This window comes from Chishuiella changwenlii (genome assembly GCF_900142565.1).
GTDB lineage: Bacteria > Bacteroidota > Bacteroidia > Flavobacteriales > Weeksellaceae > Empedobacter > Empedobacter changwenlii.
In genome coordinates this window covers 156,212-178,092 of sequence record NZ_FRBH01000008.1, presented here as the reverse complement: position 1 = coordinate 178,092, position 21,881 = coordinate 156,212, and the positions used below count along the sequence as shown (strand labels likewise).

The 21,881-nt window shown below is 29.3% G+C and carries 18 protein-coding genes and 4 tRNA genes; 17 read left to right on the top strand and 5 right to left on the bottom strand.

Going from position 1 to position 21,881, the window contains the following annotated elements:
* The first annotated feature begins 4 nt into the window (after positions 1–4).
* The 3 genes from BUA86_RS11440 to BUA86_RS11430 all read left to right on the top strand — a co-directional run bounded on the left by BUA86_RS11440 (position 5) and on the right by BUA86_RS11430 (position 1,725).
* Positions 5–589, top strand: a complete 585-nt coding sequence (locus BUA86_RS11440; protein WP_072932766.1) for a 50S ribosomal protein L25/general stress protein Ctc — start codon at positions 5–7, stop codon at positions 587–589.
* Between the two features lie 142 nt (positions 590–731).
* Complete coding sequence (locus tag BUA86_RS11435; RefSeq protein WP_072932765.1) at positions 732–1,166, top strand: RrF2 family transcriptional regulator; 435 nt, start codon at positions 732–734, stop codon at positions 1,164–1,166.
* A gap of 61 nt (positions 1,167–1,227) precedes the next feature.
* Entirely contained in the window at positions 1,228–1,725 is a 498-nt protein-coding gene (locus BUA86_RS11430; protein ID WP_083580355.1) for a hemerythrin domain-containing protein, read from the top strand.
* A 94-nt stretch (positions 1,726–1,819) separates the two neighbouring features.
* On the opposite strand, the gene BUA86_RS11425 is transcribed toward BUA86_RS11430, so the two are convergent.
* Positions 1,820–2,329 (bottom strand): thioredoxin family protein, encoded by a 510-nt coding sequence (locus tag BUA86_RS11425; RefSeq protein WP_072932763.1) that lies wholly within the window; start codon positions 2,327–2,329, stop codon positions 1,820–1,822.
* A gap of 70 nt (positions 2,330–2,399) precedes the next feature.
* Here BUA86_RS11425 and BUA86_RS11420 point away from each other — a divergent pair, with 70 nt between their 5' ends.
* From BUA86_RS11420 to BUA86_RS11405, 4 genes are all read left to right on the top strand, one after another.
* On the top strand, positions 2,400–2,801 hold the full coding sequence (locus tag BUA86_RS11420; RefSeq protein WP_072932762.1) for a hypothetical protein: 402 nt from the start codon (positions 2,400–2,402) through the stop codon (positions 2,799–2,801).
* 84 nt (positions 2,802–2,885) lie between these two features.
* Entirely contained in the window at positions 2,886–3,977 is a 1,092-nt protein-coding gene (gene ychF, locus BUA86_RS11415; protein ID WP_072932760.1) for a redox-regulated ATPase YchF, read from the top strand.
* Positions 3,978–4,169: 192 nt separating this feature from the next.
* The gene (locus BUA86_RS11410) at positions 4,170–6,668 is read left to right on the top strand and encodes a TonB-dependent siderophore receptor (protein ID WP_072932758.1); all 2,499 of its coding nucleotides are present in this window, start codon (positions 4,170–4,172) and stop codon (positions 6,666–6,668) included.
* 135 nt (positions 6,669–6,803) lie between these two features.
* Positions 6,804–8,090: a dicarboxylate/amino acid:cation symporter gene (locus BUA86_RS11405; RefSeq protein WP_072932757.1), complete on the top strand. Its 1,287-nt coding sequence runs from the start codon at positions 6,804–6,806 to the stop codon at positions 8,088–8,090.
* A gap of 58 nt (positions 8,091–8,148) precedes the next feature.
* On the opposite strand, the gene BUA86_RS11400 is transcribed toward BUA86_RS11405, so the two are convergent.
* A complete protein-coding gene (locus tag BUA86_RS11400; RefSeq protein WP_072932755.1) occupies positions 8,149–9,288 on the bottom strand; it encodes a methionine aminotransferase in 1,140 nt (379 codons plus the stop codon).
* 108 nt (positions 9,289–9,396) lie between these two features.
* Between BUA86_RS11400 and BUA86_RS11395 the strand changes: the two genes are divergently transcribed.
* The 4 genes from BUA86_RS11395 to BUA86_RS11380 are packed head-to-tail and all read left to right on the top strand — an operon-like array spanning position 9,397 to position 15,075.
* Positions 9,397–11,247: a DNA topoisomerase IV subunit B gene (locus BUA86_RS11395; RefSeq protein ID WP_072932754.1), complete on the top strand. Its 1,851-nt coding sequence runs from the start codon at positions 9,397–9,399 to the stop codon at positions 11,245–11,247.
* Positions 11,248–11,286: 39 nt separating this feature from the next.
* Positions 11,287–11,790, top strand: a complete 504-nt coding sequence (locus BUA86_RS11390) for a hypothetical protein (RefSeq protein WP_072932752.1) — start codon at positions 11,287–11,289, stop codon at positions 11,788–11,790.
* Position 11,791: 1 nt separating this feature from the next.
* Positions 11,792–14,362: a DNA gyrase/topoisomerase IV subunit A gene (locus tag BUA86_RS11385; protein ID WP_072932750.1), complete on the top strand. Its 2,571-nt coding sequence runs from the start codon at positions 11,792–11,794 to the stop codon at positions 14,360–14,362.
* A complete protein-coding gene (locus tag BUA86_RS11380; protein ID WP_072932748.1) occupies positions 14,362–15,075 on the top strand; it encodes a rhomboid family intramembrane serine protease in 714 nt (237 codons plus the stop codon). The genes BUA86_RS11385 and BUA86_RS11380 overlap by 1 nt, the downstream gene beginning before the upstream one ends.
* A gap of 211 nt (positions 15,076–15,286) precedes the next feature.
* Here the strand turns inward: BUA86_RS11380 and BUA86_RS11375 are convergent, their stop codons facing one another.
* Positions 15,287–15,919 (bottom strand): C40 family peptidase, encoded by a 633-nt coding sequence (locus tag BUA86_RS11375; protein WP_072932746.1) that lies wholly within the window; start codon positions 15,917–15,919, stop codon positions 15,287–15,289.
* Between the two features lie 216 nt (positions 15,920–16,135).
* Here BUA86_RS11375 and BUA86_RS11370 point away from each other — a divergent pair.
* The 5 genes from BUA86_RS11370 (at position 16,136) to BUA86_RS11350 (ending at position 17,161) form a co-directional block, all read left to right on the top strand.
* Positions 16,136–16,207 (top strand) — tRNA-Glu (locus BUA86_RS11370).
* A 95-nt stretch (positions 16,208–16,302) separates the two neighbouring features.
* Entirely contained in the window at positions 16,303–16,557 is a 255-nt protein-coding gene (rpsT, locus tag BUA86_RS11365) for a 30S ribosomal protein S20 (RefSeq protein WP_072932744.1), read from the top strand.
* Positions 16,558–16,571: 14 nt separating this feature from the next.
* A tRNA-Glu gene (locus tag BUA86_RS11360) sits at positions 16,572–16,643 on the top strand.
* A gap of 286 nt (positions 16,644–16,929) precedes the next feature.
* Positions 16,930–17,001, top strand: a tRNA-Glu gene (locus BUA86_RS11355).
* An 88-nt stretch (positions 17,002–17,089) separates the two neighbouring features.
* A tRNA-Glu gene (locus BUA86_RS11350) sits at positions 17,090–17,161 on the top strand.
* A gap of 128 nt (positions 17,162–17,289) precedes the next feature.
* On the opposite strand, the gene BUA86_RS11345 is transcribed toward BUA86_RS11350, so the two are convergent.
* A complete protein-coding gene (locus BUA86_RS11345; protein ID WP_072932861.1) occupies positions 17,290–18,993 on the bottom strand; it encodes an ABC transporter ATP-binding protein in 1,704 nt (567 codons plus the stop codon).
* A gap of 209 nt (positions 18,994–19,202) precedes the next feature.
* On the opposite strand from BUA86_RS11345, the gene BUA86_RS11340 reads away from it, so the two are divergent.
* A complete protein-coding gene (locus BUA86_RS11340) occupies positions 19,203–20,624 on the top strand; it encodes a hemolysin family protein (protein ID WP_072932742.1) in 1,422 nt (473 codons plus the stop codon).
* Between the two features lie 85 nt (positions 20,625–20,709).
* Here the strand turns inward: BUA86_RS11340 and BUA86_RS11335 are convergent, their stop codons facing one another.
* Positions 20,710–21,402, bottom strand: coding sequence for a hypothetical protein (locus BUA86_RS11335; RefSeq protein WP_072932740.1), 693 nt, complete (start codon positions 21,400–21,402; stop codon positions 20,710–20,712).
* Between the last annotated feature and the right edge of the window lie 479 nt (positions 21,403–21,881).

The following is a 21,881-nucleotide window of genomic DNA, read 5'->3' as shown; positions in this document are numbered from 1 at the left end:
TATTATGAAGTCAATTACAATTCAAGGTGTAAAAAGAGAAGACTTAGGTAAAGTGGCAACACGTAACCTACGTAATGCTGAACAAGTACCTTGTGTGGTTTATGGTTCAGGAGAGCCTATCCACTTTTCAGCTGATGAGAAAGCATTCAAAGGATTAGTTTATACTCCAGATGCTCATACAGCTTCTATCGAATTAGCAGATGGAACTAAAATTGAAGCTATCTTACAAGATATTCAATTTCACCCAGTAACAGATCGTATCTTACACGTAGATTTCTACCAATTAAGCGATGATAAAGTTGTTACTATGGAAGTTCCTGTTCGTTTAGTAGGACGTGCTCGTGGTTTAGTAGCCGGAGGGGTTTTACGTTTTAACATGCGTAAATTAAAAGTTCGTGCTATTCCAGCTAACTTACCAGACGAAATCGAAATCGATATCACTCCAATGAGAATTGGTCACAAAATGTATGTAGAAACATTGAAAAATGATAATTACACTTTTGCTCATCCAGATAACGCAGTAGTAGTTGCTATACGTACTTCTCGTAATGCAGTTAAGGATGCAGATCAAGACGAAGACGAAGAATAAGATTTTTTTATCTTAATTATATTGACCACTCAAAATTTTTTGAGTGGTTTTTTATTTTAAAAAATATAATAAAGATAAATTTGTCCGATTTAAATTTTTAATTTATATTTGCTTCATAATTTATAATGGGTAAAAGATAATAATGTTTTCTAAGGCGTGCGAATATGGTATAAAAGCTTGTGTATTTATTGCTCAAGAATCTGTTTCTGGTAATAGGGTCAATTTAAAACAAATTGCAAATTCAATTAATTCTCCAGAAGCCTATACTGCAAAAATATTACAGCAATTAGTTAAAGCAGATGTTATTTCTTCTGTTAAAGGAAAAACAGGAGGTTTTACCATGAATAATACAAATTTAGAAAACATAAAATTGGTTCACATTATAAAGGCAATAGATGGTGATGGATTATACCACAGTTGTATATTAGGGTTAGTAGAATGTGATTCTAAAAAACCATGTGCTTTGCATAATAGAATTTATTCTATAAGACAAGATTTAAGAAATATGCTAGAAGATACATCAATGTCTAATTTAATTAATGATTTAGAAAATGGTTTAGCATTTCTTAAACATTAAGAAAAGTTTTAAAATTAAATAAGATAAAAATATCTTAATATCCGAGTTAAATAATTGAGAGATGAAATTAACAGTAAAAGTACCAAATGAAAACCCGAAAAACTTAAATTTTTCGGTTGCGATTAATTTAAATGAAGCGTGTGCAAGACATCATAAAACTTTATTTTTCTGTTCTAATATACGAACAGGTATAGATAGAGGTGTTGATATACAACGCATGATAGATTATGTAAATTGGTATGGTGAAGAGATTTTATTTAAAAAATTTGAGATTGAAGAAAATTATCTTTTTGCTTTGTTAGATGAAGATCATTATTTAATAAAAAGAGCTTTAAAAGAGCATCGTAGAATAAAAAGGTTATTTAAAATAGATGTTAAAAATCCGATGAAAAACTTAATTTACATTGAAGAGGAATTGGATTTACATATTCGTTTTGAAGAAAAACAAATATTTCCTGAACTAGAAAAAAATGCAACTCCAACAAAGTTGAAAAAAATAAACGAACGTTTCAATACCTTGTTAACTAACATGGATTGGCACGATCGATTTTGGCTATAAAATTAGAATAATGTAATTTTTACATATAATTTTTTAGATGATTTTTGTTTTAGAAGCTCGATTGTTGTAGGTCGAGCTTCTTTCTTTTTAAAAATTAATCCTTTTTAAGAATAAAAACTTCTTTTATTTTTTCTTCGTTAATTTTATCATTTTTAGAAGTTGTTTTTAACTTAGCTATTAAATTATTCACTTCTTCTTCAGATGCAGGCCCTCCAATATTTTGCCCATTAACTCGTGAATCTTCTAAAACTTTTCCATTAGCATCTAAAATTACCCAAAATGGTAAACCTTGATCTTTTCCTCCTAATTTTTCATTGACAGCATCGCCGCCTGGAGTTTCTAAATTTTTCTTAGCAGCTCTTTCTTGGACAGTAATAAACGTTTTTACGTAATTTGAATCAAAAAACGTTTTTACACTAGGGTCATCCATATTTTTTTCCATTTTTTTACACCACCCACACCAAGAAGCATGGAAAATTAGGAAAACGTTTTTATTTTCTGCTTTTGCTTCTTTCTGCGCTTTTGTTAAAATTTCAGTTGCAGTTTGTGCATTTAAGAATCCTGAAAATGCTATCAGTAATCCAAATATCAATAATTTTTTCATAAATCTTTAGAAAATGTATTCAAGTAAATTTAAAAAATAAATAGTAAATTCAATAACTAATTAACAATTTATGAAATACTTTTCTTATTTTTTGATAGCTATATTTTTTTCTAGTTGTGCTTCTAATGATATTAGGACGATAAAAGGAAGTTGGAAACAAGAATTTATAAGTTATAAATCAAATCCAACAATTATATTAGCTCCAAATGATGAACCTTTAATAGATATTGCTAAAAAACGATCAAAATTATTAATAGAGTTTAATTTTAATGATGGTTATGATAATGATAAAACTGACTCTATTGAATTTCAATTTCCTCAATTAAAGTTTAAAAAGATCAATTTAGATAAGCAAGCAAATTATTATGACTTAGTTTATCATCAGTCATGTGATTGTTTTTTGGGAGAAATGGAATCTTTTTCTGGTAATATTTTGAATATAAAATTAACTAGAATTTTAGTGCATAAATAGTTTGAAAGGAATTCATTATCTTTGCACAAAATTTTTAGAACATTGTTCTAATTTTTCAATATTAAAAAATAAGATACAACATATATGAAATGTGGAATTGTTGGATTACCTAATGTTGGTAAATCTACTTTATTTAACTGTTTATCGAATGCAAAAGCACAATCGGCAAACTATCCTTTCTGTACAATAGAACCGAACGTAGGAACTGTTTCTGTTCCTGATGCTCGATTAAATAAATTAGAAGAAATTGTAAATCCAGAACGAGTTGTACCTGCAGTTGTAGAGATTGTAGATATCGCAGGTTTAGTTAAAGGAGCGAGTAAAGGTGAAGGTTTAGGGAATCAATTTTTAGGAAACATTCGTGAGTGTAATGCAATTATTCATGTTTTACGTTGTTTCGAAAATGAAAATATTACACACGTAGATGGAACTGTAAATCCTATTCGTGATAAAGAAACGATAGATCTTGAATTACAATTAAAAGATTTAGATACAGTTGTAAAACGTATAGATAAATCTAAAAAAGCTGCTAAAGCTGGTAATAAAGACGAACAAAAAGTTGTTGAAGTTTTAACGGCTGTAACTGCTCATTTAGAAGAAATGAAAAATGTTCGCGAAATGGAGTTAGATGAAAAAGAACAAGAAATTGTTGATTCTTTACAACTAATTACAGCTAAACCAGTTTTATATTTATGTAATGTAGATGAGTCAGCTGCAAAAGATGGGAATGAATTTGTTGCGCAAGTAAAAGAAGCTGTTAAAAATGAGCAAGCTGAAGTTTTAGTTTTAGCTGCACAAATTGAAGCTGATATTAACGAGTTAGAAACTTATGACGAGCGTCAAATCTTTTTAGAAGAGTTAGGTTTAGAAGAACCAGGTGTAAATCGTTTAATTCGTTCAGCATATACATTATTAGATTTAGAAACATATTTTACTGCTGGAGTAAAAGAAGTTCGTGCTTGGACAATTAAGAAAGCGTCTACTGCTCCACAAGCGGCAGGTGTTATCCATACAGATTTTGAAAAAGGATTTATTCGTGCTGAGGTTATCAAATTTGATGATTATGTAACTTATGGTTCAGAATCTAAATGTCGTGAGGCAGGTAAATTAAACGTAGAAGGTAAAGCTTACGTTGTACAAGATGGTGATATTATGCACTTCTTATTTAATGTTTAAAATATATTTTAAAGATACTTTTTAAATGCTGAGTGAATAACTCAGCATTTTTTTATGCAAAAAAATGACTTTTGAAAGTATTTAGTGATAAAACTATTGCAACGTTATATTTATTTAATCTAAATAAATACATTTGTTCGTTTTTATTAAAAAACGAAAGGAAAGAAAGGTTTAGAAATTAGATATAAAATTATGAAAAAGAGAAGCGGTTTAATAGGTTTTTCGCTATGTTGTCTCTTGGTATCAACTGTTGTTGTAAAAGCACAGACTTTAGATTACTCTACAAAAGTTGTTAAAATAGACAATCAGAAAATTTCGGTTAGGGAAATAATAAAACTGTATGAGAAAGAAACAAATACAAAACTTGTGTTTGTAGATAGTTCAGTGGTAAATTTAAATAAAACAGTAGAAATAGATCCAGTTGATTACACATTAACAGAACTATTAAATATTATTTTAGATGATAATTCTATTAAGAAAATTACTTCAAGAGGAAATACTTTTATCATTCAGACAGAGAAAGATGAGGTAAGTGCTATACAAAATGATGTAGAAAATCTACAAACTGTAGAAATTACAGGAAGAACAGAGAAAGGGTATAAAAATTCTTCAACATTTAGTGGTACAAAGACAAATACGGATTTAATGGATATTCCACAATCTATTAATTATGTAACAAAGGAAACACTTAATGATCAGGGAGCATTTAAAACGAGTGATGCTGTAAAAAATATTAGTGGTGTAAATCAAGCTTCTTACAATAATAATGATTTTGTTTTACGTGGTTTTAGAGCTTCTAATACTTTAGTAAATGGTCAAAGAATTTCCACAAGAGGTTGGGCACAAAACTTAACACCTTATGTTGAGAGAATTGAGGTGATAAAAGGACCTGCTTCAGCATTATTTGCAAATACAGATCCGGGTGGTACAATAAATACAATTACTAAAAAACCATTAAAAGAAACAAGAAACTCAGTTAATTTTTCTACAGGAAGTTTTAATACGTATAGATTAACAGGAGATTTTACAGGAGCAATGAATGAAGATAAAACCTTGCTTTATAGATTAAATTTAGCATATCAAAATGCAGGTTCTTTTCGTATTCTACAGGATCAGAAAGCATTGGTAATAGCGCCGTCTTTCTCATTTATACCAAATAAGAAAACAAGTGTAAATTTCGATTTTGTTTATCAAAATACAGATGGAAGATTAGATCGTGGACAACCAATTTTTGGAGCAACACAGGGAACTGATTTATATTCTGTTCCTATTTCATTTGCCATAGGTAAAGAAAATGATTATCAAAAAGAGGCAAATATTTTTACAACTCTATCTTTACAGCATAAGTTTAATGATAATATTTCATTCAATGCATCGTACTTGAGATCAATGTATGATGAAGATTTATTAGAACACAGAACTTCTAATTCATTTGCTACAGATGTTGAAGGAAATACAATTCCGACATTAATGGGAATGAATACAATAAGAAGACTGAGAAAGAATTATATTGATAATTTCTCTGGTTATTTCACTTTTGATTATAATACTGGTGAGGTAAAACATAAAACATTAGTAGGGTACGATCATATCCAAGAAATTTTCCCGAAAGGAAATTCTACATACAATGCTTCTGGGTTTTTATCTGCTGATGGAACAAAAGTTATTAGTAAATACGATCCAAAACATCCAGAATTATATATGATAAAAGATGGAATGCCTGTACCGAATGTTCCTTATTTTAATTTAGAAAACCCTGATTATTCAATATCAGAAATATCTAATTATATTAATGTAAGTAAAGAAGAAACTCCTTCCAAATACTTTTTAAATGGTATTTATATTCAACAGCAAATTTCTTGGAGAAAGTGGAAAGCATTGTTAGGGTTAAGACAAGAGTATTATACAGATGTGCAAGGTTATACAACAAATAAACAGAGAAATATTCAACAGAAAGCTTTAACACCAAGAGTAGGATTAGTTTTTGAACCAAGTAAAAATACAAGTTTATACGCAACTTATAACCAAGGTTATCAACCTCAAAGTGCTGGAACAATCGGTGATCCGGCAACATTTGGAGGTCCTTTTGATCCTTTAAAAAGTAAAATGGTTGAAGCCGGGGCAAAATTTGAATTTTTCCATAAAAGACTTTCTCTTACGACATCGGCTTATTATATAGAACAAAATAACATTCTTATAAATGCCTTAGACCCTTCAAATCCTGATTTATTAAGACAGGTTGGGCAACAGCAGGCAAAAGGTGTTGAGCTAGATATTAGTGGTCAGATTTTACATAACTTAAGCGTAGTAGCGGCTTTCTCATATAATGATGCTAAAATTACAGAAAGTGATAATGCAGAAGAAATAGGGCAAACAATGGCTAATGCTCCAAAAAGTCAAGGGAATGTTTGGGTGAGATATAACTTTAAAACAGGTTCTTTCTTAGATGGAATTGGAATTGCTGGTGGAATGAATTATGCTACAAAACGTTTAACAAATGAAACTATTTTAGAGTTGCCAGGTTACGTTGTAAGTAATGCAGCTATATTTTATCAGCAGAATCACTTTAGATTAGCGTTAAATGTTAATAATGTTTTTGATAAAACATATTGGGTTGGAGGATTTAGTTATGCTAGATTATTTCCAGGAACACCAAGAAATTATATGATTTCAGTAGGTTATAGTTTTTAATCTAATAAAAGTGTGATATATGAAAATGCTTAATTAATTTTTAATTAAGCATTTTTTTTCCCAAATAATTAGTTACAATTAATTATTATATAAAAAGGATTTCTATATTTAGAAAATTTTAAAAACTACTACCTTATGAATATTGATTTAGATCAAGTACAAGAAAGAAAACCAAAAAAGTTTTATCAACTGCTATATGTGCAAGTAATATTCGCAATTATTTTAGGTGTTGCATTAGGATATTATTATCCATCAACTGGAGAAAAAATGCAACCATTGGGAGATGGTTTCATAAAATTAGTAAAAATGATAATTGCACCTGTAATTTTTCTAACTGTTTCTACAGGAATTGCAGGAATGAATGACCTAAAAAAAGTAGGTCGAGTTGCGGGAAAAGCATTTGCCTATTTTATATTTTTTTCAACTCTAGCGTTGATAGTAGGATTAGTTGTTAGTCATTATATTCAACCAGGGAAAGGATTAAATATTAATCCAGAAAAATTAGATGCAAGTCAAATTACAAAATATGTAAAAGCTGCAGAAGAAAGCGATTTGAAAAGCTTTGTATTTAATATTATTCCAGACTCTTTATTTCAGCCACTTACTGGCGATATTATTTTACAAGTATTATTTGTTGCAATTATGTTTGGAATTGGATTAGCTCTTACTGCTGATCGTAGCAAACCAGTAATTGATTTATTAAATACTTGTATGATTCCTGTATTTAAAGTTGTTGAGTTATTAATGAAGTTAGCACCAATTGGAGCCTTTGGAGCAATAGCCTTTACAATAGGTAAATTTGGAATAGACTCCTTGAAAAATCTTTTCGGATTAGTGTTAACATTCTATTTTACATCTTTCTTATTTGTAACTGTAATTTTAGGTTTTGTTGCAAAAATGAATGGCTTTAACATCTTTAAATTTATATATTATATAAAAGAAGAAGTCTTTTTAGTTTTAGGAACAAGTTCTTCTGAGCCTGCTTTACCAGGAATGATGCAAAAGTTAACCGCTATGGGATGTGAAAAAAGTGTTGTAGGATTAGTTATACCAACTGGTTATTCTTTTAATCTCGACGGGACAAATATTTATATGACATTAGCAGCTTTGTTTATTGCACAAGCTTGTAATATAGATTTGTCTGTAGAACAAATGGTTATCCTTTTAGGTGTAGCAATATTAAGTTCTAAAGGAGCAGCAGGAGTTACTGGTGCAGGTTTTATAACATTAGCTGCAACGTTAGCAGTTGTTCCTGATATTCCAATTGCTGGAATGACATTAATTCTTGGGATAGATAAATTTATGTCAGAATGTAGAGCGCTTACTAATGTTATAGGGAATGGTGTTGCGACAGTTGTTGTATCTAATTGGGAAGGACAATTAGATAAAGAACAAATGAAGAAAGTATTAAACAATAACTAATTGTTAGGAAACTATAAAAAGAGAACCTCCGAAATAACTTTCGGAGGTTCTCTTTTTATTACAACGTCATTAAGTTATTAATTGCATCTAATAAAGTTTTATCTTTTTTAGCAAAACAGAATCGAACAATTTTATAATCTTTTTTCTGATTATAAAATGCTGAAAGTGGAATAGTTGCTACTTTATATTCTTTTGTTAAAAACTCTGCAAATTCATTATCTGGTAAATCACTAATTTTAGAATAATTTGCATTTACGAAATATGTTCCTTCAGATGGTAAAACATCAAACTTAGTCTGAGATAAGCCATTAATAAATAAGTCTCTTTTATCTTGAAAGAATTTACTTAGATTTAAATAATTACTCTCATTTTCTAAATAATCTGCAAGTGCGTATTGAGAAGGAGTATGCGTGGAAAATGTATTAAATTGATGACATTTTCTAAACTCATTCATAAAACTTTCTTCAGCTAAAATATAACCTATTTTCCAACCCGTTATGTGAAATAATTTCCCGAAAGAGCCAACTATAAAAATACGATCCTTTAAAGAATGTAGTTTTGCAAAACTTTGATGTTCCTGCTCATCAAAAGTAATATGTTCATAGACTTCATCTGCTAATAAATAACAATCTGTTTTTTTTAAAATATCTTCAAAAGATTTTAAATCATTTTCTGTTAAGATTTTTCCACTTGGATTATTAGGGTTATTAACAATAATAAGTTTAGTTTTAGAAGTTATTTTTTGCTCTAACTCGTTAAAATCAATAGAAAATTCAGGATATTTTAATTCGATAGGAACTACTTTTCCACCAAATAATTCAACACACGGTTGATACATGTCGTAAGCTGGTTCGAAAATAATGACTTCATCATTTGGATGTATTAAAGTCGAAATTACATTAAAAATTGCTTGACTTGCACCACTTGTAATATTTACTTCGGTCTGATAATCATAATTACTCTTATATAGTTTATGGAATTTATCTGTAATAGAATGACGTAATTTTTCAATTCCTATCATTGGTGCGTATTGATTATACCCATTAGAAGAGTAGTGATTTAATAAATTAATCAATTCTTCATCAGTATCAAAATCGGGAAAACCTTGCGCAAGATTAATTGCATTATAATCGATTGCCAATTTGCTCATAACAGAGAAAATAGTTGTAGAAACGTTTGGTAATTTAGATTTTATCATGTCGTTAAATTATATTGATTTTACTCAAAATCAAAATAGTAAACCTTAAAAAAATTATAAAAAAAAATAGTATTTTTGTAAAACTCGTTTTAATACTCAGATAATCAAATGTCAGAACTAAATCAGCAAGCAAATTACACAGAAGATAATATAAAAACCCTAGATTGGCGCGAACATATTCGTATGCGACCTGGGATGTATATTGGTAAATTAGGAGATGGTTCTTCTCAGGACGATGGAATTTATATTTTACTTAAAGAGATTGTGGATAACTGTATCGATGAATTTGTTATGGGTGCAGGGAAAACAATTGAGATTAATTTACGCGATGAAGAAGTAACTGTAAGAGATTATGGACGTGGTATTCCATTAGGAAAAATGGTTGATGCCGTTTCTAAAATGAATACGGGAGGTAAATATGATTCTCAGGCATTTAAAAAATCTGTCGGGTTAAATGGTGTTGGTACAAAGGCTGTTAATGCCTTATCAACTAACTTTAGAGTACAATCTGTTCGAGATGGAAAAACACGTGTTGCTGAATTTGAAAGAGGAATTTTAATTGAACAAGAAGATGAAAAAGAAACTTCTTTAAGAAAAGGAACAAAAATTACATTTGTCCCAGATAAATCTATTTTCCTAAACTTTAAATTTAGAAAAGAATATGTAGACAAAATGTTGAAAAACTATGTTTACTTAAATCCAGGATTAAAAATTATTTTCAATGGAGAAGAGTTCTTTTCAAAAGATGGATTAAAAGATTTATTAAAAGATAATATAGAAGAAGAAACGATTTATGATATTATCCATTTAAAAGGAGAAGATATAGAGTTAGCGATGACTCATAGTTCTAAATCTTATTCGGAAACATATTATTCTTTTGTAAATGGACAAAATACAACACAAGGAGGAACGCATTTAGCTGCTTTTAAGGAAGCTATAGTTAAAACAGTTCGTGAGTTTTATAATAAAAATTACGATCCTGCAGATATTCGTAAATCAATTATTGGAGCAATTTCTATTAAAGTTATCGAACCAGTTTTTGAGTCTCAAACAAAGACAAAATTAGGTTCTAATGAAATAGGTCCAGGTTTGTCAACTGTTCGTACTTTTGTTAACGATTTTATTAAAACAAATCTTGATAATTTCTTGCATAAGAATATTGAAGTAGCACAAGCTATAGAAAGAAAGATTAAACAATCGGAAAATGAAAGAAAAGAACTTTCTGGAATTAGAAAATTAGCAAGAGATAGAGCAAAGAAAGTAAGTTTACATAATAAAAAATTACGTGATTGCCGCCAACATTATAATGATGCTAAAGCTGAGTTAAGATTAGATTCTACAATTTTTATTACAGAGGGAGATTCAGCAAGTGGATCTATCACAAAAAGTAGAAGTGTAGAAACGCAAGCCGTTTTTAGTTTAAGAGGAAAGCCTTTAAACTCTTACGGTTTATCAAAGAAAATTGTTTACGAGAACGAGGAATTTAATCTTTTACAAGCCGCACTTAATATAGAAGAAGGTTTAGAAGATTTACGATACAATAATGTTGTCATTGCTACGGATGCCGATGTGGATGGAATGCACATTCGTTTATTGATAATTACATTTTTCTTGCAATTTTTTCCAGAGTTAATAAAAGAAGGACATTTGTATATTTTACAAACACCACTTTTTCGTGTAAGGAATAAGAAAGAAACACGCTATTGTTACTCAGAAGAAGAAAGATTAAAAGCTTTAGAAGAAGTTAAAAATCCAGAAATAACCCGATTTAAAGGGTTAGGAGAAATTTCTCCAGACGAGTTTAAACACTTCATAGGTAAAGATATTAGATTAGAGCCTGTTATGATCGGTAAAGATCAGACTATAGATGAATTATTAGAATTTTACATGGGGAAAAATACTCCAACTCGACAAGAGTTTATTATTAATAACTTAGCTATAGAAACCATAAAAAATTAGAAATATTACAAACTTTTACAACCTACAACCAGCCATATTATGAAAACAAATAATAAATATATTATTAGATATTTTAAGATATTCAATATAGTTATTCTTTTGCTAATTATTTTTAATATTCTAATGTATATAGATGTAACATTACATCGTTATCATTCTGTACCAAAGTTTTTTATAACTGGACTTATAATGTTATTAATATTTATAAGTTCTAGAATTGGGAATCAATTTTACTCAATTGATACCAAAGGAGAAACAATAACTTTTGAAACAAAGAATATTGGATTTTTTTCTTTTATCAATTCAAAAACAAATAAAATAGACCTGCCTAAATATAAGCTGATTAACTATGAATACCACAAAGGTTTAATATCTAAAGAATTGGTGTTTTATATTAACAGTAAAAACAAAGTGAATTTATCAAAAACAAGATTTCGATTAGCTTTTATCTCAGAACAAGATATGGATAATATTATAAATGAGTTAGAACAAATAGTAAAGACTAATCGGTTAGTCAAAAATAATTTGGAAGTATCAATTTAAAATGACGCAAGACAATCAAGAGAGCATCAAAAAAGTTTCGGGTATGTATCAAGAATGGTTTCTTGATTATGCCTCTTATGTAATCTTAGAACGAGCAATTCCTTCTATTTACGATGGTTTAAAACCTGTGCAACGAAGAATTTTACATTCTATGCGCGAATTAGAAGATGGTCGATATAACAAAGTTGCTAACATTGTTGGAAATACAATGAAGTATCATCCACATGGAGATATGGCAATTTCTGACGCTATGGTACAAATTGGGCAGAAAGAATTGTTAATCGATATGCAAGGAAACTGGGGAAATATCTACACTGGAGATAGAGCTGCAGCGTCTCGTTACATAGAAGCAAGATTAACAAAATTTGCATTAGAAGTTGTTTTTAATCCAAAAACTACAAAATGGCAGCCCTCTTATGATGGTAGAAATAAAGAACCAATAGATTTACCTATTAAATTTCCTTTGCTTTTAGCACAAGGAGTGGAAGGTATTGCTGTCGGTTTATCAACTAAGATATTACCGCATAATTTTATTGAGCTTATAGATGCTTCTATTCTACATCTTAAAGGAAAGAAATTTCAAATATTTCCAGATTTTTTAACAGCAGGATCAGTCGATGTTTCTGATTATAATGATGGATTAAGAGGTGGAAAAGTAAGAATTAGAGCAAAGATTGTCCAAGAAGATAAAACAACATTAAAAATAACCGAAATTCCTTTCGGAACAACAACAGGTTCGTTAATAGATTCAATTTTAAAAGCCAATGATAAAGGCAAAATAAAAATTAAAAAAATTGAAGATAATACTGCAGCTGAGGTTGAGATTTTAATTCATCTTGTACCGGGAAGTAGCACAGATAAAACAATTGATGCTTTGTATGCATTCACAGATTGTGAAATTTCTGTTTCTCCAAATGCGTGTGTAATTAATAAGCAAACACCTGAATTCTTAACTGTTTCAGAAATATTAATTCATAACACGAATAACACAGTCGATTTACTGAAAAGTGAATTAGAAATCGAGTTGAATGAATTACAAGAGCAGTGGCATTTTTCTTCTTTAGAAAGAATTTTTATTGAAAATAGAATTTACCACGATATAGAAGAAGAAGAAACATGGGAAGGTGTTATTTCTGCAATAGATAAGGGGCTTAAACCTCATATAGCTCATTTAATTCGTCCAGTTACTGAAGAGGATATTACACGACTAACAGAAATAAGAATTAAACGTATTTCTAAATTCGATTTAGATAAAGCGCAACAATTCATAGAATCTTTAGAAGAGAAAATAGAAAATGTTAAGCATCATTTAGCAAATTTAATTGAATATGCGATTGAGTATTTTAAAGCATTAAAAGCGAAATACGGAAAAGGTAAAGAACGTAAAACAGAAATCAGAACCTTTGATACGATTGATGCTACAAAAGTTGCTGTTGCCAATACAAGATTTTACATTGATAGAACAGAAGGGTTTATAGGAACATCATTAAAGAAAGATGAGTTTCTTTTTGAATGTTCTGATATTGATGATATCATCGTGTTTAAAGATGATGGATCTATGATTGTAACAAAAGCAGATGCAAAAACATTTGTAGGTAAAGGAATTATGCATGTTGCAGTTTGGCATAAAAACGATAAACGAACGATTTATAATTTAATTTATCGAGATGGTAAGAATGGTCCAGCTTATCAAAAACGTTTTGCTGTTACTGGAATTACACGAGATAAAGAGTACGATTTAACTGCTGGTAATAAAGGATCGGAAGTATTGTATTTTACTGCAAATCCGAATGGTGAAGCGCAAGTAGTTTCGGTAATCTTAAAATCACATCAACGAATTAAAAAATTAAAATTCGATTTAGATTTTGCAGATTTAGCTATAAAAGGTAGAGCATCTAAAGGAAATTTAGTTACCAAATATCCAATTAAAAAAGTCGAATTTAAAGAAGATGGGGTCTCTACTTTAGCACCTCGTCAGATTTGGTTTGATGAAGATATAAAACGTTTAAATGCAGACGGATTAGGAGTCTTATTGGGTTCTTTTAAAGGAGAAGATAAAATATTAACAATCAATAAAAAAGGTGAAGCTAAATTAGTTTCATTTGACTTAAGTAATCGTTTTGATGAAGAGTTAGAAGTTATTGAAAAATGGCGACCAAATAAACCAATTTCATGTGTTTATTTCGATGCAGAAAAAGAAAGATATTTTGTAAAACGTTTCCTTTTAGAAGATACAGTTTCGCCTCAAGTATTTTATAATTTAGAGGATGCTAAATCTTCGATAAAGGTTATATCAACAGATTATTTACCAGTAATTGAGCTAATTTATCCTAAAGTAAAAGGAGAAGAAAAAGAGCCTGAAGTTATTAGTTTAGAAGAGTTTATAACTGTTAAAGGAATAAAGGCTCAAGGAAATCAATTAACAACAAGTAAACTAAAACAAATTAATGTTTTAGCTCCTTTACCATTCGAAGAAACAGAGGAGGAAGAAATAGAAAATGAAGAAGATCAACAACCAACATTATTTGATGAGGTTGAAGAGAAAGAAACAAATATAGAAGAAGGAGAATAATGGGAGATATTTCAATTGTAACATTAATAATTATAGGTATTAATGTGTTAGTAAGTTGGAAAGGGTTTAATGATTACAGTTTTTTTGATAAATATAAATTTCAAGTAGGTTCTATTCTTCATAATAAAGAATATCACAGAATTTTAAGTTCAGGTTTTCTACATGTTGATCTTACACACTTGTTGTTTAATATGTTAACGCTGTTCTTTTTTGCAAACTCAGTTATAACGTTCTTTGCAAGTCCAGAAGGTTTTTTATTTGGAGATTTCTCTAATGCAAAAATAAATGTAGGTTACGGAATGTTCTTGTTAATTTTTCTTGCCTCAATAGTTGGGGGTAATCTACTGTCTTTATTGGTACATAAAAAAGATAATTGGTATTCTGCTGTAGGAGCTTCTGGAGGTGTTTCTGGAGTGTTATTTGCTGCAATAGCTGCTTTTCCAGAACAGGAAATAGGATTGTATTTTATAATAGATGTTCCTGCTTGGGCTTTTGCTATCTTATATTTAGGTTATTCTGTTTATGGAATGAAAACTAATCTAGGTAATATAGGACACTCAGCGCATTTAGGAGGAGCAATTGTTGGTATGTTAAGTACAATACTTTTTTATCCTGCATTGTTACAGCTTAACACTTATTATATCTTAGGAATGGTAGTTCCTTTAATTATATTATTTGTGATGATTTTACGAGATAATAGAAATAGAAAGTAATTAAGAATTAAGAATTAAGAATTAAGAATTAAGAATTAAGAATTAAGAATTAAGAATTAAGAATTAAGAATTAAGAATTAAGAATTAAGAATTAAGAATTAAGAATTAAGAATTAAGAATTAAGAAAATACTTTAATAACTTAATTTATACAGATATAAAAAAACGCTTCAAATACATTTGAAGCGTTTTTTTATATATTAGATTAAATTTTTATAATACTCTTTTAAGGTAAAGAAATTTAGGTCCCCAATACTTATCATTAAGAGATGAAACCATTACTCCTTTAGATGTTGAAGAATGAATAAACTCTAATTCGCCATCTTCATTTCTTCCGTGAATAATTCCAACATGTGAAACTCTTCCTCGACCTCTAGTTGCAAAAAAGACTAAATCTCCTTCTCTTGCTTCTTCTCTAGAAATTGTAACGCCTTCTTTTGCTTGATCAGCAGAAACACGAGGTAAACTTTTATCAAAGCTTTCAAAAACATTTCTAACAAAGGCAGAACAATCAATACCACTTCTTGTTGTGCCTCCGTATCGGTATGGTGTACCAATATATGTTTCAGCTTCTTTTAATAAAAATCCAGCAAATAATTCATTTGTTTCTTCAAGAACGCTATTTAAAACTACCATTGATTTTGCTTCGCTATTAATTTCAATAGGAGAAACATCTAAATTGGCCTGCTTATTGATTATTTTAGCTTGAGCTTCAAATGCTCTTGGTTTTGGGATGAAACTTCTCGAAGAATATTCTGTAGCTTCATTAACAGGGGTCAATGAGGAACACGATGTAATAAACATCGTGGATACTATCGCAACTACACCTAAGATCGATGCCTTCATATGTTATATTTTGTACTAATGTGTTTTTTAACGATTGCTAAAATATATGTTAATAGTGTAAGTAATTATATATAAACACTATTTTGACAAAATATTAACTTCCTTAACACTTTTTAACATAATTATTATGAAATAAATTTCAAAAATAATTTGTGTATATAAAAAATAGTGCTACATTTGCACTCGCTTTTCACAAGAACTGTAGAGCCGTTTTGCGGCCCATTCGTCTAGTGGTTAGGACATCAGGTTTTCATCCTGGAAACAGGAGTTCGATTCTCCTATGGGCTACATAAAAGTGTTTTAGAAAATTAATTAAATTATTTGGTAAGATAAACTTTTTGTTTTTATCTTTGCCGAACTAAAATAGAAAGAGATTTAAAGTTATGGCAAATCATAAGTCAGCATTAAAAAGAATTAGACAATCAGCGGTTAGACGCGATCGTAACAAATATTATCACAAGTCTGCTCGTACAGCAATCAAAGCTTTAAGAGGTGAGACTGATAAAAATGAAGCAGAAACAGTTTTTCCAAAAGTTTCTTCAATCATTGATAAATTAGCTAAAAGAAACATTATTCACAAGAATAAAGCTTCAAACTTAAAATCAAAGTTAGCTAAGCATATCGCGGGATTAGCTTAATCAAAAATATAAGTGGTCCCTTCGTCTATCGGTTAGGACACTAGATTTTCATTCTAGAAAGAGGGGTTCGATTCCCCTAGGGACTACAAATTAATAGATGGATTGCATTATTGCAATCTTTTTTTTCCTTATTCATAGTTGTTGATGTTTATTAAACAACAAGTAGAATACTGTGTAAAGGAAATTGTTTTTTGTGTTTTGTTTGTAAAGGTTAATCAAATTTGTTTACTTGATTAATCGGGAATGAAAATGTCGCTGTATAATTCAACTTGGTTCAATTTTTTAGAATTATACAACGACTTTTCTACAAGGAAATTCACAACTTGACGTTCATTCAAAAAGAATATTAGAATAATTAATTCATAGTATAGTGGTCCCTTCGTCTATCGGTTAGGACACTAGATTTTCATTCTAGAAAGAGGGGTTCGATTCCCCTAGGGACTACAAAATTTGATTTAATTAAAAAAAATATAAAAATTATTTGGTGATAAGAATTATTCTATTAATTTTGCACCACAATAATTCGAAAGGCGGTCCCTTCGTCTATCGGTTAGGACACTAGATTTTCATTCTAGAAAGAGGGGTTCGATTCCCCTAGGGACTACAAAAAAAAGCATCTAAATTTTTTAGATGCTTTTTTTATTTCTTCACTATATATAATAAGGTATAAAATTTAAGAGTTTAATATATTTCAGAAATCTTAATAGGTATCTTATAATATAAACTTGCTACTTACAGTTTCGGAATTGCTTCAATCAATTCTTTTGTATAAGAAGTAGACGGATTAGAATAAACTTCGTCAGCATCGTTTAATTCTTTCATTTCTCCATGTTGCATCACCAATAGTTGATCGCTCATATACTTTACAACAGCTAAGTCGTGCGAAATAAAAATGTATGTAAAACCAAATTCAGATTTTAAGTCATTTAATAAATTTAAAACCTGTGCCTGTACAGAAACATCTAAAGCTGAAACAGACTCATCACAAATAATAAATTTAGGATTTAATGCCAATGCTCTCGCAATACCAATTCGTTGACGTTGCCCTCCAGAAAACTCATGAGGATACTTTTCTAAGTCCTGTGCAGATAAACCAACTTTTTCTAACAAGATAGAAGCTGTTTCTATGCGTTCTGCTTTCGTTTTACCTATTTTATGAACCTGCATAGGTTCTGTGATAATTTGTGCAACAGTTTGTCTTGGATTTAAGCTAGAATAAGGGTCTTGAAAGATAATCTGAATTTCTTTTCTTAATTTTCTAACTTCTTCCTTTTTTAAAGTTGTAATATCAACTCCATTAAAAAAGATTTCACCTTCTGTGGGTTTTTCTAATAATAAAACTGTTCTACTTAATGTTGTTTTACCAGAACCAGATTCACCTACCAATCCCATTGTTTCTCCAGGATAAACTTTAAATGAAATATTATCAACCGCTTTTACATTTGGTATTGTACTATTTCCAAAAAATGAAGAAGGATAAAAATACTTTTTTAAGTTTTTAACTTCTAAGATTGGAGTTTGGTGATATATTTTTTCGTGAAATGCTTTTCGCTCTTCTGTTGTATATTCTTCTGTTTTATAATCAGGATTAGTTAAAAAGTCTTTTACTGTCGGTAAACGCTTTGCTCTTTCTTCTAAACGAGGACGACATGCAATTAATCCTTTGGTATAATTTTCTTTTGGATTATTAAAAATGGTAGCTACATTTCCTTGCTCAACAACATCTCCTCTAAACATGACTAAAACCTCTTCACAAACATTTGCAATTACGCCAAGATCATGAGAAATAAATAACATACTCATTCCATTTTTTTCTTGTAACTCTTTAAGTAAATCCAATGTTGCTTTTTGTACGGTTACATCTAATGCTGTAGTTGGCTCATCAGCAATTAATAATTTTGGCTTACAAGAAATGGCCATTGCAATCATTACACGTTGTTTTTGTCCACCAGATAACTCGTGCGGATAAGCTTTATAAATACGTTCGGGATTTGGCAATTTTACTTGTTCAAAAAGAGAAATAACTTCTTTTTTAAGTTGACTTTTAGGTAATTTTAAATGAAGTTTAATCGCTTCCTCAACTTGTTCACCACAACGTAAACTTGGATTAAGAGAAGTCATAGGTTCTTGAAAAATCATACCCATTTCATTTCCACGAATTTTTTCTAATTCTTTTGGAGAAAGTTTTAATAAATCAACCATTTCATCTTGTAAGCGAAATAGAATCTCACTTTCCGGATTAATTTTAGCTGCTGGAGATAATAAACCCATTACAGCTAACGATGTAAGAGATTTACCTGAACCAGATTCACCAACAATACCTAAAGTATCACCCTTTTTTACATTAAAACTTACATTGTTAAGAACTTGTTTATCTCCGAAGGAAATAGAAAGATTTTTAACTTGAATGATATAATTTGAATCCTGATTTTGCATGTATTTATGAAGCTTCTTTTGAAATGGAAATTTAGTGATTTTTTTAATCATTTATTTAATGCAATGAAATAGATAAATTTTGTATTGATAATTTTTTTAAATTTGCTTCAAATCAAAACATTGTATTTTTAAAAATATTTATTAATTTAGATGTAATGATTTGCTGGCTCATAAAAAACTAAAACGAAGCCAGTTATTAAATTCAACGAATGGATACATACTCCCAGATTTCGACATTGTTTTTAGTTGCTAATCACAATGTCACAGATGAAATTTCAGTAGCAAAACTTTTGCTAACTATTTTCCTTGTCCTATTAAATGGATTTTTTGTTGCAGCAGAGTTTGCAATTGTAAAAGTACGTTCTTCTCAAATTGAGGTTAACCAAGACATTAACGAGAGAACATCTAATGCTGCAAAAATCATTGTTACACATTTAGATTCTTATCTTGCCGCTACACAGCTAGGTATTACATTAGCTTCGCTTGGTTTAGGTTGGGTAGGAGAAAGCTCTTTAACTCCGGTTATTATCAAACTTTTTGAAGTTGTAGGTTTAACTTCTCCATCTTGGATAGCTATTGCACAAAATGTTGCTTTTCCAGCTGCCTTTGTTATTATTACAATTTTACACATTGTTTTTGGAGAATTAGCACCAAAATCTTTAGCAATTCAATATCCTGCAAAAACTACATTTACTGTAGCTTGGCCACTTCGTGCATTTTATTTTGTTTGTAAACCTTTAATTATTTTAATGAATGGTTTAGCAAATGTTATTTTACGTGCTTTTGGAGTTCATCCTATTCATGGAGGTGAAATTCATACAGAAGAGGAGTTAAAAATGATTATTACAGAAAGTACAGAAGGAGGAGCGATAGAAGAATCTGAGCGTAACCTTATTCAAAATGTATTCGAGTTTGATGATCGTCGTGTAATGAATATTCAAACATTACGTAAAAATGTTTCGGCAATTAATATCAATACAACTGTAAAAGAAGCATTAGACTTTGCGATTAACGAGGGATATTCTCGTTACCCTGTTTACGAAGAAGAATTTGATAATATAAAAGGGATTATCTATGCGAAAGATTTAATTAAGCAATTATTAGAGAATCCAAACCAAACAGATATTGAAGGTTTATTACGTGAGCCTATTTTTATTTCAGAGAATGCGTTGATTAAAAATGTAATGAAACAATTTCAGAAAAGACACATGCAAATTGCTGTTGTAACAAACGAAGTTGGAGAAGTTGCAGGAATTGTATCATTAGAAGATATCTTAGAAGAATTAGTAGGAGAAATACAAGATGAGTATGACAACGAAGATCCTATAGTTTCTCGTGTTTCTGAAGGTGTTTATAATGTTAATGCGCACAATGCAATTAGTGATATAAACCGCTTAATTCCTTTTAGATTTGATGAAAGCGAACATTATGACACATTAGCTGGATTAATATCTGAATGTTGCCATGACCAAGAATTAGTTGAAGGAGATTTAATTGATTTAAATGAATATACGGGAACAATTATAAAAATGTACCGAAACTCTGTAGAGCAAATTCAATTGAAAGTTAAAGAAGAATTCATCGAAGATTTTAGAGATGAACCAGATTCTGCTGAAGATGACGAAAACTAATTTTTTGTGAATAGAAAATAAACAAAAAATCCTGCTAAGAAATAATTTAGCAGGATTTTTTTATAAATAAAATTTGAAACATGTTCTAAATACTTCTTAATTTATTAGGTTGCCCTTTCATTATATTAAGAATTTGCTGTGAATCATTTTGATCTGAATATTGACGACAAGACAATTCGAAATAGATTTTCTTTAGGTTGTTTATATTCCCTAAATTGTTTAAAATCTGATCTCTATATTTATTAATCGTTTTAATATCTTTTATTTTAAAACGAATCATATAGCTATTTACTTCTTGTAGAATTTCTGTTAATCGTTTTTTGTACTGATAGTTTTTATTCTCATTAACAGACAATAATTCTATTTTATCATAAATGTATCTATAAATAGTAATAATAAACTCTTGTTTATTTAAATGGCTAAAGCTATTTGTACATTCCGCTTTTATTTCATTTTTATAATCACACTTATAAAAGTATTTAATAATGTAATAAAAGAAGTACAACGAATTATCTGTTAATCCAGTTTCTTCATTTATATTATCGTAAAAACATAAATTAACTAAATTAATAATATGGTTGTTTAATTCAATTTCGTCTATTTTACTATAATTGATATTATACAACAAATTTATTCTAGCTAAGTTCATTTTGTTTGAGTCGGGGCGAATGAAAATCTTTTCTTCATGTTTAGAAGCTAAATCCGTATCCTCAATTAATTTGTGAAAATCAATTGCGAACTCATTCAATTCATTTAATGTTAATTCAAATACTTCCATTGTCTATCAAATTAGCTTTCGTTAAAAACAATATTTTACATCAGTCTTCTATTAGAAAACTGTATATAAAAAACTCGTAAAGCTTAATTCATAGATAATTATATAAATTTAGCAGTTTCAGCTAGCCAATTTTATACAAAGGTTGACGTATTTAACGGTGTTAAAACCTACGAAAGATACTATTTTCATTTGTTTTTTTAAAATGAAATTTCTTTTAATCGCCCTATTTATGGGATAAATTCTCATTATAAATAGTTTTTTTGATAGAAATAAAATAGTCCTTTTATAAATTTCGTTACTATAAAGATATATTGATTTTATGAAAATTCAAATAGTTTTGATGAAAAAGACATTTTTTAGTGTTATATTTTAATTATGATCGATGTCATGAAATTATAAAAAACCCAGACCATTTAAATGGTCTGGGTTTATATTAAGGAGATTTAAATACTTACTTAATTTATTATTCTTTAATAAGA